This is a genomic window from Streptomyces sp. NBC_01283 (assembly GCF_041435335.1).
GTDB lineage: Bacteria > Actinomycetota > Actinomycetes > Streptomycetales > Streptomycetaceae > Streptomyces.
In genome coordinates this window covers 7,830,215-7,844,111 of the sequence record NZ_CP108430.1, presented here as the reverse complement: position 1 = coordinate 7,844,111, position 13,897 = coordinate 7,830,215, and the positions used below count along the sequence as shown (strand labels likewise).

The window sequence follows — 13,897 nt, the reverse complement described above, 5'->3', positions numbered from 1 at the left end:
ATGCGAGTCATCAGCCTGATCGAGCACACCATGGAGCGTTGGACGACCACCGTGTGGACCCTGCTGTCGCCGCCCAAACAGCAGCGCGGGGAAGTGGTCGCCATACTGCGCAGGCAGTGCGACGACAGCGCGTTGATCCTCGGGCGCGAGCGCGTTCTCGTGCCCAATTCGTTCGTCATCGACCTGCCGCCGGAGAGCCACCGCCGGCTCACCACCACCAGCACCGAGCTGAGCCGCTACCTCGCCGCCCAGGTGCACCGCCACGCCGCCGAGCAGGGATATACGTTCGCGGGTCCGGTGGCGGTCAGCCTGCGGTCGGCCGGTGGTGAAGCGGTCGGCAGGTTCCGGATTCACGGCCATATCGCCCCGCAGAGCAGGGGGTGATCCCCGGGCCCTGCCCCCTGCCGCAGAAACGCTGCGTTTCGAGCGAACCAATATGTGCGCCGGCCGTGAGAGAAATCAGCGCCAGGCGCTCTGAGGGTTTCTCGTGCGACGCCCGGAAGGGACTTTTTCACCACCCGGAGCAGGCCACACCGTGCTACTGTCGATCTCAGTTGCAGTTGTGGTTCCCAAAAAACTTCAAGTGCCCTCACCGCCTTTCGGCCGGTGGGAGCACTTTTGTATTTCCGGTCATTTCCGGCGGGGCAATCATCGCGGCGACACGGAGTCCGCACAATGCGACTCCGGGCACTGCACCCGAAGGAGATATGACATGGCTATTGGCACCGTGAAGTGGTTCAACTCGGAAAAGGGCTTCGGCTTCATCGAGCAGGACGGCGGCGGCCCCGACGTCTTCGCCCACTACTCGAACATTGCCGCCCAGGGTTTCCGTGAGCTCCAGGAAGGCCAGAAGGTGAACTTCGACATCGCCCAGGGCCAGAAGGGCCCGACGGCCGAGAACATCGTTCCCGCCTGACGCTCACGCGTACTTCGTAGCTGGGGCCCGCACCTTGGGGTGCGGGCCCCAGCTCGTGCATTTCCCGCATCACCCAGGGTCATGAATTCTGGCGCGCATATCCCTTCGATTTTCTTTTCGTCGGTCTCGCGCTCGCCGTGCCCCTGTCGGAACGTCACTCGTTCCCGCGCATCCGCCGCCCGCAGAACGCTGCCGCCGGCCGGATTCGCTTCACGCATTTCATCCGGCCCGTTCTCGCGATTCTCCGCGCTGCGCTACTCGCTGCGGAATTTCCTTGGTACGTGCCGCATCGAGGAAGGTTCCGCATGAACCGCGCACGCACGAACGACCGCTCTTCCCGCAGCCGCTCCGGCTCCGGCGGCTACGGCTCCGGATCGGGCTCCAGCAGGAGCGGGGGCAGCCGCTACGGCGCCCCGTCCTCCGGCCGCTCGGGTGGCCCCGGCCGTTCCGGTGGCTACGGCCGCCGCCCCTCCGCGCCCCAGGGCGAGTTCGCCCTGCCGGTCACGGTCACCCCCGCGCTCCCGGCCGTCGAGGCCTTCGCCGATCTCGCGATGCCGGCTCCGCTGCTCGCCGCGCTCGGCCGTGAAGGCATGAGCGTGCCGTTCCCGATCCAGGGCGCGACGCTCCCCAACTCGCTCGCGGGCCGTGACGTCCTGGGCCGTGGCCGCACCGGCTCGGGCAAGACCCTCGCCTTCGGCCTCGCGCTGCTTGCCCGTACGGACGGCCAGCGCGCCGAGCCGCGCCAGCCGCTCGCCCTGGTCCTCGTCCCCACCCGCGAACTGGCCCAGCAGGTCACCGACGCGCTCACGCCGTACGCCCGCGCCCTGCGGCTGAAGCTCGCCACGGTGGTCGGCGGCATGTCCATCGGCAAGCAGGCCGGTGCGCTGCGCGCCGGTGCCGAGGTCGTCGTCGCCACGCCCGGCCGCCTCAAGGACCTCATCGACCGCGGTGACTGCCGGCTGAACCAGGTCGGCATCACCGTCCTCGACGAGGCCGACCAGATGGCCGACATGGGCTTCATGCCCCAGGTCACCGCCCTGCTCGACCAGGTGCGCCCCGAGGGCCAGCGGATGCTGTTCTCGGCGACCCTGGACCGCAACGTCGACCTGCTGGTCCGCCGCTACCTCTCCGACCCGGTGGTCCACTCCGTCGACCCGTCCGCCGGTGCCGTCACCACGATGGAGCACCACGTCCTGCACGTGCACGGCGCGGACAAGCACCAGGCCACCACCGAGATCGCGGCCCGTGACGGCCGGGTGATCATGTTCCTGGACACCAAGCACGCCGTCGACCGGCTGACCGAGCACCTGCTGAACAGCGGTGTGCGTGCCGCTGCCCTGCACGGCGGGAAGTCCCAGCCGCAGCGCACGCGGACCCTGTCGCAGTTCAAGACCGGTCATGTGACGGTGCTCGTGGCGACCAACGTCGCCGCACGCGGCATCCACGTCGACAACCTCGACCTGGTCGTGAACGTCGACCCGCCGACCGACCACAAGGACTACCTCCACCGCGGCGGCCGTACGGCCCGTGCCGGTGAGTCCGGCAGCGTCGTCACCCTGGTGACGCCCAATCAGCGTCGCGACATGAGCCGCCTGATGGCCGCCGCGGGCATCACCCCGCAGACCGCCCAGGTGCGCTCCGGCGACGAGGAGCTGAGCCGCATCACCGGCGCCCAGGCTCCTTCGGGCATCCCGGTCACCATCACCATGCCCGCATCGGAGCGCCCGCGGCGCGGCAGTGCCGCCTCCTCCCGGGGCCGCCGCAGCCGCAGCGCCCAGGACCGGCGCACCGACCGCGCTCCGCGCCGCCCCGCTCAGGGGCCGTCGTCGGCCTCGAGCTCGGCGGCCTAGTACCAGGGCCTTCGCGACCGCCAGGCTCACCCATCCCTGCAGGAGGCACCTTTGACACCGGTTCAGACACAGCCACGCCCGGCGGATTCCGCCATCGTCTCCATGCCCGACAGCGCCGGATCCTCCGAGTGCGCCGGCGGCCTGGACGTGAGCGGACCGCAGGTCCGTGACGACATGACCGTCGAGCTGGCCCTGTCGGTCATGGCCGGCGCGGGCGCCGGCCATCTGTTCCTGTGCGACGAGGACGACCAGTGCACGGGCCTGATCACCCGGGCCCGGCTCATCGAGGTCCGCGAAAGTCACGCCTACACGGACCAGGTCCGTCTACGGGACGTTCTCGCCCTCACGCGCTGAGCGCCCCACCTCTTCCAGCCGCCCCATCTCCTCACCTGTGAGGCATCATGCGCTGCGTCATCGCCCGTTTCCCGTTCGACCTCACCAAGGCCGGGGTGCTGGACACGATGAAGGGGGTCAAGCCCGAGCCCATCTCGGGTGACTCCGTCATCATCGGCCGCCGTCACTACCCCATCAAGCAGGTGGGCGCGGTGATCACCCGGCAGGACCGTCGTGACTTCAGCGCCGGGGAAGTCACCCGCGCCATGAGGGCTCTCGGCTTCACCTGCCGCACCCCGTCCGAGGACGCCGCCCCGAGCGACCTCACCCCGCTCCAGACGGCGTCGGCCCTGCTCGGCGCCCCCACTCCCGTATAGCGGGACACGGGAGACACGGGAGACGACACCCGAACACCGAAGAGGGCCCTGCCGGCACACGCCGGCAGGGCCCTCTTTTTGCGTTGCCCGCCCGCGCCCATGGGTCCATGCGGCAGCGCACAAAATCTATGCTCGCCAGGGTAGACATTGGGAGACCGCATGATTAGGGTTTCTCTCGTAGCTATAGACCCAGAGGAAGAACGGAGGGAGCAGACGCCATCAGGATCGCCCGGCCCGAGATCGATTCGGCCCGGGTACCGCAAGACCCCGGAACGGAAGGTGGTCCTCGGTCACGCATCAGCGATCCCCGCGATCCCGCCCTCTTGCAGGGCCGGACAGCGGAAACAAGAGGCCGGCGCAGCAATAAGGCCGGCAGATGGTGTTGAATTTCCTTCGGGGCCCTGGTGCCGTACGGCACCAGGGCCCCTCGACGCGTTCGCATAACGAGGTGACATGACAGCAGATACCCCGCTCAGTGGTCGTCTGGACGACGACGACTACCCCGCCTACACCATGGGGCGGGCCGCCGAGATGCTCGGCACCACTCCCGGTTTCCTGCGGGCCATCGGTGAGGCCCGACTGATCACGCCGCTCCGCTCGGAAGGCGGGCACCGGCGGTACTCCCGCTACCAGCTGCGGATCGCGGCCCGCGCCCGCGAACTGGTGGACCAGGGAACCCCGGTCGAGGCGGCGTGCCGCATCGTCATCCTCGAGGATCAGCTCGAGGAGGCACAGCGCATAAACGCCGAGTACCGCCGCACGTCGGCGAAGTCGAGCGAACACCCGAGCTGAGCCCCGCCTCCTCCCGGGAGGGGCCTCCGCCGGCAGGCCCGGTTCACGCGACCGGAGGCCACACTCCCGGAGTGAGAACCCCCAGCGCGTACGCCCGCGCCACCAGTTCCGTCCGGTTCGACGCGCCCCATCGCGCGGTCAGGCGGCGCAGATGGTAGGTGACGCCGTCCGTGGTGAGGCCCGTTCCACGGGCGGCCTGAGCCGTGGTGGCGCCACCGGCCAGCAGGGCCAGGATGCGGGCCTCGGCCGGTGTGGCGGCCTCGACGGGTTCCGCGGCGGGGGCGTGTTCCTCGCCTAGGACGCGGAGCAGCACCAGCAGGCCGGGGACCTCGTCGGCCGTTTCGCTCACCGGCTCCGCCGTCAGCTCGCCGTGCCGCCGCATCCCGTCGGCCGCCTCCCAGCGCACCGCGACCGGATAGCGCGAGCGGCGCCCCAGCCGTACCGCCTCGGCGATCCGGAGGACCTGTGTCTCCTCGTCGGGCCGGAACAGCTCCAGTACGCTGCGGCCTCGCAGAGCGCCGGAGGTCTCGCCCCATTCCGCCGTCATGGCCGGGTTGGCGAGGATGATCGCCCCGCTCGCGTCGCACACCGCGATCGGCATGGGAATGCGGGCGAACAGGTTCATGGCGCGGTTGCGCCAGATCACGGTGTCCGTGGAGTCGGCGAATTCCACGGGGTGACTCCTTCCGGTCGGCGCAGTCGAGAGCGCCGCAGTCAAGGGTGCGGTGGCGTTCGCCACTACACAATCATGTAGTGGTGCGGCACGGACCCCTGGGGGCCGAGGACCAAGCTGGTGAGCAGTGACTTCCGTACGGCGAAAGGCAGTTGTCACGCCATGCCCCCCACCACCACCGCACCGCTCCCCCAGGACGTCGGCCCCGACGTCGACGGCGTACCGCTGATCGACATTTCCGCCACCGGGCCGGGGCCCGCCCCCGTGCAGCAGGTCATGGAACTGCTCCGCCGCCACGGGCCCGTGGTGCGGCGGCGGCTGCACGACCGCGAGGCGCTGTTCGTGAGCGATCTCGATCTCGTCACCGAGCTCGCCGACGAGACCCGGTTCGCCAAGTACATCGGTCCCGCCCTGCAGAACGTGCGCGAATTCACCGCCGACGGACTGTTCACCGCGTACAACGACGAGCCCAACTGGGCCCGCGCGCACGACATCCTGATGCCCGCGTTCGCGATGGGTTCGATGCGTACGTACCACCCGATGATGCTGCGCGTCGCGCACCGGCTCATCGAGTCGTGGGACCGGGGCGCGCGGGACGGGCGCCCCGTGGACGTTCCGGGTGATATGACCCGGATGACCCTGGACACGATCGGGCTCGCCGGGTTCGGCTACGACTTCGGTTCGTTCGAGCGGGCCGAGCCGCATCCCTTCATCGGCTCCATGGTCCGCTGTCTGGAGTGGAGCATGACGCGGCTGAGCCGTACGCCGGGCAGTGACCATTCGGCGGCGGACGCGGCCTTCCGGGCCGACGCCGATTATCTGGCGCAGGTGGTCGACGAGGTCATCGCCGCGCGGTCGGGCGGCGCGCCCGGCGCGGGGCCCGCCGAGGACCTGCTGGGGCTCATGCTCAGCGCCGCGCACCCGGGCGACGGCACGAAGCTGGACACCGCGAACATCCGCAACCAGGTCATCACCTTCCTGATCGCGGGGCACGAGACGACGTCCGGCGCGATGTCGTTCGCGATGTACTACCTGGCCAAGCACCCCGCCGTCCTCGACCTCGTACGGCGTGAGGTCGATGCCCTGTGGGGCGACACGGCCGACCCCGAGCCGACGTTCGACGAGGTCGGGCGGCTCACGTACACCCGGCAGGTCCTCAACGAGGCGCTGCGGCTGTGGCCGACGGCCGCCGCGTTCGGCAGGCACGCCCGCGAGGACACGCTCCTCGGCGGCCGGATCCCGCTGCGTGCGGGGCAGGGCGTCACCGTCATCGCGCCGATGCTGCACCGGCAGCCGGTGTGGGGCGACAATCCGGAGCTCTTCGACCCGGAGCGCTTCACCGCCGAGGCGGAGGCCGCGCGTTCCCCGCACGCGTTCAAGCCGTTCGGCACCGGTGAACGGGCCTGCATCGGGCGGCAGTTCGCGCTGCACGAGGCGACCATGCTGCTCGGGATGCTGGTCCACCGCTACCGGCTGCACGACCACGCCGACTACCGGCTCACCGTCAAGGAGACGCTCACCCTCAAGCCCGACGGCTTCACGCTCACGCTGACGCCGCGCGCCGCCGCCGACCGCGTGCACGGCGCACTGCCGGGCGTGGCAGCGTCCCCGGCAGCGGCGGAAGCCGCCGCCACTCCCCTGCCCTCGCGTGTCGTGCCCGGCACCCGTGCGCTCTTCCTGCACGGCAGCAACTACGGAACGTGCCGGGACTTCGCCGCGCAACTCGCCGACGAGGCAGCTTCGGTGGGCTGCGAGACGGAGGTCGCGCCGCTGGACGAGTACGCGGGGGCGCTGCCCGCCGACCGTCCGGTCGTCATCACCGCCGCCTCGTACAACGGCCGGCCCACCGATGACGCCACCGTGTTCGCCTCCTGGCTGGAGGGAGCCCCGGCGGCCACCGCCGAGAACGTCGCCTACGCGGTCCTCGGTGTGGGCGACCGCAACTGGGCCGCCACCTATCAGCACGTCCCGACGCGCTTCGACGAGCGGCTCGCGGAGCTCGGCGGCACCCGGCTCGTGCCGCGTACGGCGGCCGACGCATCGGGCGATCTCGGTGGCACCGTAAGGGAGTTCACGGACCGGCTGCGGACGGCTCTTCTGGAGCGGTACGGCGATCCGGACGCGCTGGAGGGGCCGGACCCTGCCACTCCCCCGGACGCGTACGAGGTCCGCGAGGTGACCGGTGGCCCGCTGGACGCACTGGCCGCGCGGCACGGGCTAGTGCCGATGAAGGTCAGCGAGGCGTACGACCTCACCGCACCCGGCCACCCCCGCACGAAGCGTTTCCTGCGGCTCGCCCTGCCCGACGGCATGACCTATCGCACCGGCGACCATCTCGCCGTGCTGCCCGTCAACGACCCGGCGCTCGTCGACCGGGCCGCCGCCGCGCTGGGCGTGGACCCGGACGCCGTGCTCGACATCCGCGCGAGCCGCCCTCGGCGCGATGGTCTCGCCGTGGACCGCCCGCTGACGGTGCGCCAACTGCTCAGTCACCACGTCGAGTTGCAGGACAGGCCCACCGCAGGTCAGCTTGCCGTGCTCGCCGCGGCCAATCCCTGCCCGCCGGAGCGGGCCGAACTCGACGCCCTCGCGTCCGATGCCGAGGCCCGCGCGGCCGACGGGCGCACGCTGCTCGAAATCGTCGAGGCCTGTCCTGCCCTGCGCGGGGCCCTGGAGTGGCCGCGGCTGCTCGACGTGCTGACGCCCCTGCGGCCCCGCCACTACTCGGTGTCCTCCTCGCCGGGCGTGCACCCCGGCCACGCCGACCTGATGGTGTCCCTCCTGGAGGCCCCGGCCCGCTCGGGCAGCGGGCGGCTGTACCGCGGGACGGGCTCCGGCCACCTCAACGGGGTACGGCCGGGCGACACCGTCCTGGCGCGGGTCCAGCCGTGCCGCGAGGTCTTCCGCATCGACCACGCGGACACCGCGCCCGTCATCATGGTCGCCGCGGGCACCGGTCTCGCCCCGTTCCGCGGCACCATCGCGGACCGTGCGGCGCTGGTGGCCACGGGAGCGCAACTCCCGTCCGCTCTCTGCTACTTCGGCTGCGACGCACCGGAGGCCGACTTCCTGCACGCCGAGGAACTGCGTGCGGCGGAGTCCGCGGGAGCGGTCTCGCTGCGCCCCGCCTTCAGTGCCGCCCCCGTCGACGGGGCGGCCTTCGTCCAGCACCGCATCGCGGCGGAGGGCGACGAGGTGTGGGAGCTGCTGGCCGCCGGGGCCAGGGTGTACGTGTGCGGCGACGGCTCACGGATGGCACCGGGCGTACGGGACGCCCTGCGCACGCTCCACCGGGACCGCACGCCGGGGGCCACGGCCACCGACTCCGAGCGGTGGCTGGCCGGGCTGACCGCCGAGGGGCGTTACGTGGAGGACGTGTACGCGGCCGGGTGAGGAAGGCGAGCGGCTCACGCCGGGCCGGGCGCACCGGGCCCGGCGAGCGAGCCGACGCCGAACAACTGGCCAAGGGCGCGCACCGTTTCACCGCTGTGCAGGTGGTGCAGGCCCCGGATGCCGAGCCGGGCCGCACCGCGCAGATTGTGTTCCAGGTCGTCGATCATGACGCAGTCGGACGGTTCGACGCCGAGGCGGTCGCAGGCCGTCCGGTAGATGCGGCGGCCCGGCTTGCGGGAGCCGATCCGGCTGGAGATCACGACGGTGTCCGCGAGCGCGTCCAGGTCGTATCCCTGGTAGCAGTCGTCGCCGAGCGCGTTCGACACGACGGCCACCGGAATGCCCCGGGCGCGCAGCTCGCGCAGGGCCGCGAGCATCGTCTCGTCCGGGCGCATCCCCGCGCCGATCGCGGCGACGAGGCCCGCGGGTTCCACGACCACGCCCTTCTCGCGCAGCCGCCCCGCGATGCCCCGCTCGAAGCCGGCCTCGCTCAGGCGCCCGCACTCGTGCTCCACCAGGAGCGCCGAGGCCTCCGTGTCCTCCCGGAACAGCCGCTCCAGCAGCAGCGGGTCGTCGCCGGCCCCCGTGGACCAGGCGCGGAACGAGTCGAGCACGCTGGTGGTCAGCACCCCGCCGAAGTCGGTGAGCACCGCCCGCGGTGGCCCGTCCGGCCGTGCCTCGATCGCTTCAGGCACGTCGCCCACTGCTGTCTCCTCACGTCCCGCCCTGGTCGGCGTAGTTCAGTCGTCGGTCGAGGATCTCGAGGACCTGTTCGCCCCAGCGCAGGTTCGACTCCTCCAGGGACCTGCCCGCCATCAGCGTGAGGTAGGGGCCGATGCGCTCGGCGTCGCGCAGGTACACCTCCTCCTCCCGGTCACCCAGGAGGTGGCGGCGCAGCCGTTCGTACCGGGCCAGTTTGCCGCGCGACCAGGCCATGCGCTCCTCGATCAGGGCACGGGTGGCGGCCGGGTCGCCGCCGTCCATGGCCTGCACCTTGACCATCAGCTCGTCCCGGATGGCGATGGGCCGGGGCGGCTCGGCGGCGAAGGCGTGCAGTTCCCGCAGGCCCGTGCCGGTGAGCGTGAACATCCGCTTGTTCGGCCTGCGTTCCTGCTGCACCACACGTGCCTCGATCAGGCCGTCGGCGGCCAGTCGCTCCAGCTCGCGGTAGAGCTGCTGGGGAGTCGCGGACCAGAAGTTCGACACGGAGACGTCGAAGATCTTGGCCAGGTCGTAGCCGGACGACTCGCCCTCCAGGAGCGCCGCGAGCACCGCGTACTTGAGAGACATCTGGACACCGTACACCGATGTGATTACTCTCCATCGCACCTACTCAACAAATTGACTATGAGCACCCAGTGAGGTGAGGGCATGCAGGCTTTCCGCAAGGCCGTCGAGGCCGACGATCACGCGGCGATGGAGGCGCTCCTGGCCGAGGACGTCGTCTTCTCCAGCCCGGTCGTGTTCCGCCCGTACCCGGGCAAGGCCACGACTGCCGCGATCCTGCGCGGCGTCACGCGGGTCTTCGAGGATTTCCGGTACGTACGCGAGATCAACGACGCCGCCGGGCGTGATTCCGCGCTCGTCTTCGAGGCACGGGTCGGCGACCGCCAGATCACCGGCTGCGACTTCATCCACGTCGATGAGCACGGGCTCATCGACGAGCTCATGGTGATGGTCCGCCCCCTGTCGGCCGCACAGGCACTCGCGGCGGCCATGGGCGCCCAGTGGGACGAGATCACGCGGGATGCGGCGGGCGCCTAGCAGGGACGCGGCTACCAGCCGCGCGCCGACCGGATCAGGTGGTCGCGTACGAGGGCGACGTGCGGGTTGTCCGCGGACCCGGGGCGCTGCACCAGGAAACCCGTGTTGATCGGGGCGTCCTCCGGGTCGTGGAGGAGGGTCAGGGTGCCCGCGGCCAGGGCGTCGCGGCAGAGATAGCGGGGCAGCACGGAGAATCCGGCGCCCGCGACGACCGCGGAGAGCACTCCGCGCAGGTCGGGGACCGTGACGGAGGCCTCGCAGGTCAGCCGCTTGCCGAAGACGTGCCGCCAGTAGCGGCGGGCGATCGGCAGATCCTCGGCGTAGGTCACCAGCGGGACGCCGAGCAGCACCCCCGGGCCGTCCGCGGCGATCCGCGCGTCGCCGCCGATGCGCTCGGCCCACGAGGGGGCCGCGACCAGGACGAACTCCTCGTCCGCGAGGGGCACGGAGCTCAGGGAGCGCCCGCGGGGGCGGGCCGTGGCGATCACCAGGTCGTGCCGCCCCGCCCGCAGCCCGTCGAGGAGCCGGTCCGTCAGGCCTGTCGTCACACGCAGCCTGACGCCCTTGTCGACCAGTGGTGCGAGCGCGGGCAGCGCGCAGTGGCAGAGCATCTCCGCCGGGCCCGCCAGCTGGACGGGCTCCGCGGGGGCGCCGTCGAGGGGGCCGCCGTGTCCGGTGACCGCGGCGAGGGCGTCGAGCGGGTCGACGACACGGGCGGCGAGCGCGTCGGCGTACGGCGCGGGGGCCACGCCTCGCGGCAGCCGCTCGAACAGCTCCCGGTCGACCTGCCGCTCCAGGGCCCGGATCTGCGTGGTGACGGTGGGCTGCGAGAGGCCGAGGAGACGGGCCGCGGCCGTGAAGGAACCCGACCGGTACACGGCCAGGAACGTACGCAGCAGGTTCAGGTCGAGCGGACCGGCCGCCGCGGTCCCCGCGCCTATTCCCGCAGACCCATCGGAATTCCTATCTTCCACATGGAGCAGCCTATTGGATTTCGTTGGGTGCACCCCCCTACCTTCGAGGACAGCACCACCTGACGTTCTGAGCACAGAACGTCAGAGCTTCCACCCTCGGAGAGACACCATGGCCAAGATTCTGTTCGTCGTGACCGGCGCCGATCACTGGACGCTGGCCGACGGCACCCAGCACCCGACCGGCTTCTGGGCCGAGGAGGCCGTCGCGCCGTACGAGGCGTTCAAGGCCGCCGGACACGAGATCGTCGTCGCGACACCGGGCGGCGTCGTGCCGACCGTCGACCAGGCGAGCCTGGCGCCCGAGTTCAACGGCGGCCAGGAAGGCGCCGAGAAGGTCGCCACGACCCTCGCGGAGATCAGCGAGTTCCTGCGCCCGGTCAAGCTGGCGGAGGTGGACCTCGCCGACTACGCAGCGGTCTTCTACCCCGGTGGCCACGGCCCCATGGAGGACCTCGCCGTCGACGCCGAATCCGGCAGGCTCCTCACCGCCGCCCTGGAGTCAGGCAAGCCGCTCGGCGTCGTCTGCCACGGCCCGGCCGCGCTGCTCGCCGCCACCAAGGAGGACGGCTCCAACGCCTTCGCGGGGTACGAGCTGACCGGCTTCACCAATGTCGAGGAGACTCAGTCCGGTTTCGCGGAGAAGGCCAAGTGGCTGCTCCAGGACCGGCTCGTCGCGGCGGGCGCCGACTTCAAGGAGGGCGAGCCCTGGGCCCCCAAGGTGGTCGTCGACCGCAACCTGATCACCGGTCAGAACCCGGCGTCCGCAGCTCCGCTGGCCGACGAGCTGCTCGGGAAGCTGGTCTGACCCTGATGGGCACCGACCGGCTCGACGAGGTCCTCGACGCCACCTACGACTCCCTCACGCGGTACGGCGTACGGCGCACCACGATGGACGACATCGCCGCCACCATGGGCGTGTCCCGGTCAGCGGTCTACCAGTACGTACGCAACAAGGACGACGCCTTCCGCAAGCTCGCCGAGCGCCTGCACTCCGAGGCGCTCGCGCGGGCCCGGCAGGCGGCTGCCGAGGACACCTCCGCCGCCGAACGCATCCGGGGCGTCCTCGCCGCCAAGCTCGACCTGGTCCTGCGCCTGGCCGGGGACTCGCCGCACTCCGCCGAGCTCCTCGACGCGAAGGCCCGCGTCTTCGGCGACATCTGCCACGGCTTCACCGGCTCGCTGCGGAGCCTGCTCGTCGAGCTGTTCACCGAGGCGGGGACCCCGTCCTCGGTGGAGCCCGCCGAGGCCGCCGACATCTGCATCGCCCTGGTCATAGGCCTGGAGTCCGCGCCCGACGGCCGCCGGCTCTTCGGCCCGGCCACCGACGCGCTCCTGACCGGGCTGCTCGGCTCGCCGGTCACCACGCCGACACCCCGCTGACGCACCCCTCGCCCACTCCCCCCATGCCCAGCCGCACCTGAGAACTCCCGAGGAGACCCCTCATGCACCACCCCGAAGCGCCCGCCCCCGAGGCGCTCGACCCCGAAGCCCTGGTCGCCGGGCTCCGCGCCACGTTCGCCACCGGCCGCACCCGGCCCCTGGCGTGGCGCGAGGAGCAGCTCACCCAGTTGCGCTCCCTGTTCACGGAGCACCGCGAGGACATCGCGGACGCCCTCCACGCCGATCTGCACAAGCCGCGCACCGAGGCGTACACCGCCGAAGTCGACTTCCCCGTAAGGGAGATCGACCACACGCTGGCCCATCTGGAGGAGTGGCTGCGCCCGCAGCCGCTCGCGCCCGGCGCCCTCGCGGGACTGCCCGAAGGGTCCACCGCCGGTACGCAGTACGAGCCGCTCGGCACCGTCCTGATCATCGCGCCGTGGAACTACCCCGTGCAGCTCCTGCTCGTCCCCCTGGTGGGCGCCCTGGCGGCGGGCAACACGGCCGTCCTGAAGCCGAGCGAAGTCACCCCGGCCACCTCTGAGCTGATCGCCCGGCTCGTCCCCCAGTACCTGGACACGGACGCGGTCGCCGTCGTCGAGGGCGGCGTACCGGAGACCACCGCGCTGCTCGCCCAGCGGTACGACCACATCTTCTACACCGGCAACGGCGCCGTCGGCCGCATCGTGATGCGCGCCGCCGCCGAGCACCTCACCCCCGTCACACTCGAACTCGGCGGCAAGTCACCGGTGTTCGTGGACCGGGGAGTCGATCTGGCCGCCGTGGCCACCCGCCTGGCCGAATCCAAGTTCCGCAACGCGGGCCAGACCTGTGTCGCCCCCGACTACGTCCTGACCGACCCGGAGACCGCGCCCGCGCTGGCCCGGGAGCTGCGCACGGCCGTGGAGCGGGCGTTCGGCGCGGACCCCAGGTCCTCGGAGACGTACGGCCGCATGGTCAACGAGCGGCACTTCGACCGCGTCTCGGCCCTCCTCGGCTCCGGGACGACGGCGTTCGGCGGGCAGCGCGACCGCGACGACGTCTACATCGCGCCGACCGTGCTCACCGACGTGAAGCCCGACGAGCCGGTGATGCGGGAGGAGATCTTCGGTCCCGTCCTGCCGATCGTGAACGTCGACGGGCTCGACGAGGCCATCGCGTTCATCAACGACCGCGACAAGCCGCTCGCCCTCTACGGCTTCACCGAGAGCGAGACGACGCGGCAGCGGCTCGCCGCCGAGACGTCGTCGGGCGGCCTCGGCTTCGGTCTTCCGATGGCCCATCTCCGGGTCCCCGAGCTGCCGTTCGGCGGAGTCGGCGAGAGCGGTGTCGGGAATTACCACGGGCCGCACTCCATCGCGACGTTCAGCCACCGCAAGGCCCGGCTCGACGTTCCCCTGGGCTGATGCCCGGCCGGTCCCCGCGGTGGCTGACGTACTCCCGGA

General features: G+C 71.4%; 15 protein-coding genes. 11 read left to right on the top strand and 4 right to left on the bottom strand.

Annotation, left to right across the window (positions count from 1 at the left end):
- The 6 genes from OG302_RS35635 to OG302_RS35610 all read left to right on the top strand — a co-directional run bounded on the left by OG302_RS35635 (position 1) and on the right by OG302_RS35610 (position 4,268).
- On the top strand, positions 1-384 hold the full coding sequence (locus tag OG302_RS35635) for an FhaA domain-containing protein (protein ID WP_371530525.1): 384 nt from the start codon (positions 1-3) through the stop codon (positions 382-384).
- A 328-nt stretch (positions 385-712) separates the two neighbouring features.
- The gene (locus OG302_RS35630) at positions 713-916 is read left to right on the top strand and encodes a cold-shock protein (protein WP_361840963.1); all 204 of its coding nucleotides are present in this window, start codon (positions 713-715) and stop codon (positions 914-916) included.
- Between the two features lie 305 nt (positions 917-1,221).
- Positions 1,222-2,766 (top strand): DEAD/DEAH box helicase, encoded by a 1,545-nt coding sequence (locus tag OG302_RS35625; RefSeq protein WP_371530524.1) that lies wholly within the window; start codon positions 1,222-1,224, stop codon positions 2,764-2,766.
- Between the two features lie 102 nt (positions 2,767-2,868).
- A complete protein-coding gene (locus tag OG302_RS35620) occupies positions 2,869-3,120 on the top strand; it encodes a hypothetical protein (protein WP_371530523.1) in 252 nt (83 codons plus the stop codon).
- 47 nt (positions 3,121-3,167) lie between these two features.
- Complete coding sequence (locus OG302_RS35615) at positions 3,168-3,476, top strand: SCO5918 family protein (RefSeq protein WP_361840954.1); 309 nt, start codon at positions 3,168-3,170, stop codon at positions 3,474-3,476.
- A gap of 453 nt (positions 3,477-3,929) precedes the next feature.
- Positions 3,930-4,268 carry a MerR family transcriptional regulator gene (locus OG302_RS35610; protein WP_371530522.1) on the top strand — a complete coding sequence of 113 codons (339 nt, stop codon included), beginning with the start codon at positions 3,930-3,932 and terminating at the stop codon, positions 4,266-4,268.
- A 43-nt stretch (positions 4,269-4,311) separates the two neighbouring features.
- Here OG302_RS35610 and OG302_RS35605 read toward each other — a convergent pair whose 3' ends face one another.
- The gene (locus OG302_RS35605) at positions 4,312-4,893 is read right to left on the bottom strand and encodes a PAS domain S-box protein (protein WP_371750337.1); all 582 of its coding nucleotides are present in this window, start codon (positions 4,891-4,893) and stop codon (positions 4,312-4,314) included.
- A 210-nt stretch (positions 4,894-5,103) separates the two neighbouring features.
- Here OG302_RS35605 and OG302_RS35600 point away from each other — a divergent pair, with 210 nt between their 5' ends.
- The gene (locus tag OG302_RS35600) at positions 5,104-8,334 is read left to right on the top strand and encodes a bifunctional cytochrome P450/NADPH--P450 reductase (protein WP_371530521.1); all 3,231 of its coding nucleotides are present in this window, start codon (positions 5,104-5,106) and stop codon (positions 8,332-8,334) included.
- Between the two features lie 14 nt (positions 8,335-8,348).
- Here the strand turns inward: OG302_RS35600 and OG302_RS35595 are convergent, their stop codons facing one another.
- A complete protein-coding gene (locus tag OG302_RS35595; protein WP_371530520.1) occupies positions 8,349-9,038 on the bottom strand; it encodes an HAD family hydrolase in 690 nt (229 codons plus the stop codon).
- A gap of 10 nt (positions 9,039-9,048) precedes the next feature.
- Positions 9,049-9,624: a PadR family transcriptional regulator gene (locus OG302_RS35590; protein ID WP_371530519.1), complete on the bottom strand. Its 576-nt coding sequence runs from the start codon at positions 9,622-9,624 to the stop codon at positions 9,049-9,051.
- 81 nt (positions 9,625-9,705) lie between these two features.
- Here OG302_RS35590 and OG302_RS35585 point away from each other — a divergent pair, with 81 nt between their 5' ends.
- Positions 9,706-10,098 (top strand): nuclear transport factor 2 family protein, encoded by a 393-nt coding sequence (locus OG302_RS35585; RefSeq protein WP_371530518.1) that lies wholly within the window; start codon positions 9,706-9,708, stop codon positions 10,096-10,098.
- Positions 10,099-10,109: 11 nt separating this feature from the next.
- Here OG302_RS35585 and OG302_RS35580 read toward each other — a convergent pair whose 3' ends face one another.
- Positions 10,110-11,072: a LysR family transcriptional regulator gene (locus tag OG302_RS35580; protein WP_371530517.1), complete on the bottom strand. Its 963-nt coding sequence runs from the start codon at positions 11,070-11,072 to the stop codon at positions 10,110-10,112.
- Positions 11,073-11,181: 109 nt separating this feature from the next.
- On the opposite strand from OG302_RS35580, the gene OG302_RS35575 reads away from it, so the two are divergent.
- From OG302_RS35575 to OG302_RS35565, 3 genes are all read left to right on the top strand, one after another.
- Positions 11,182-11,877 carry a type 1 glutamine amidotransferase domain-containing protein gene (locus OG302_RS35575; RefSeq protein WP_371530516.1) on the top strand — a complete coding sequence of 232 codons (696 nt, stop codon included), beginning with the start codon at positions 11,182-11,184 and terminating at the stop codon, positions 11,875-11,877.
- Between the two features lie 5 nt (positions 11,878-11,882).
- Complete coding sequence (locus OG302_RS35570; protein WP_371530515.1) at positions 11,883-12,452, top strand: TetR/AcrR family transcriptional regulator; 570 nt, start codon at positions 11,883-11,885, stop codon at positions 12,450-12,452.
- A gap of 62 nt (positions 12,453-12,514) precedes the next feature.
- Positions 12,515-13,858 (top strand): aldehyde dehydrogenase family protein, encoded by a 1,344-nt coding sequence (locus tag OG302_RS35565; RefSeq protein ID WP_371530514.1) that lies wholly within the window; start codon positions 12,515-12,517, stop codon positions 13,856-13,858.
- Positions 13,859-13,897 lie beyond the last annotated feature (39 nt).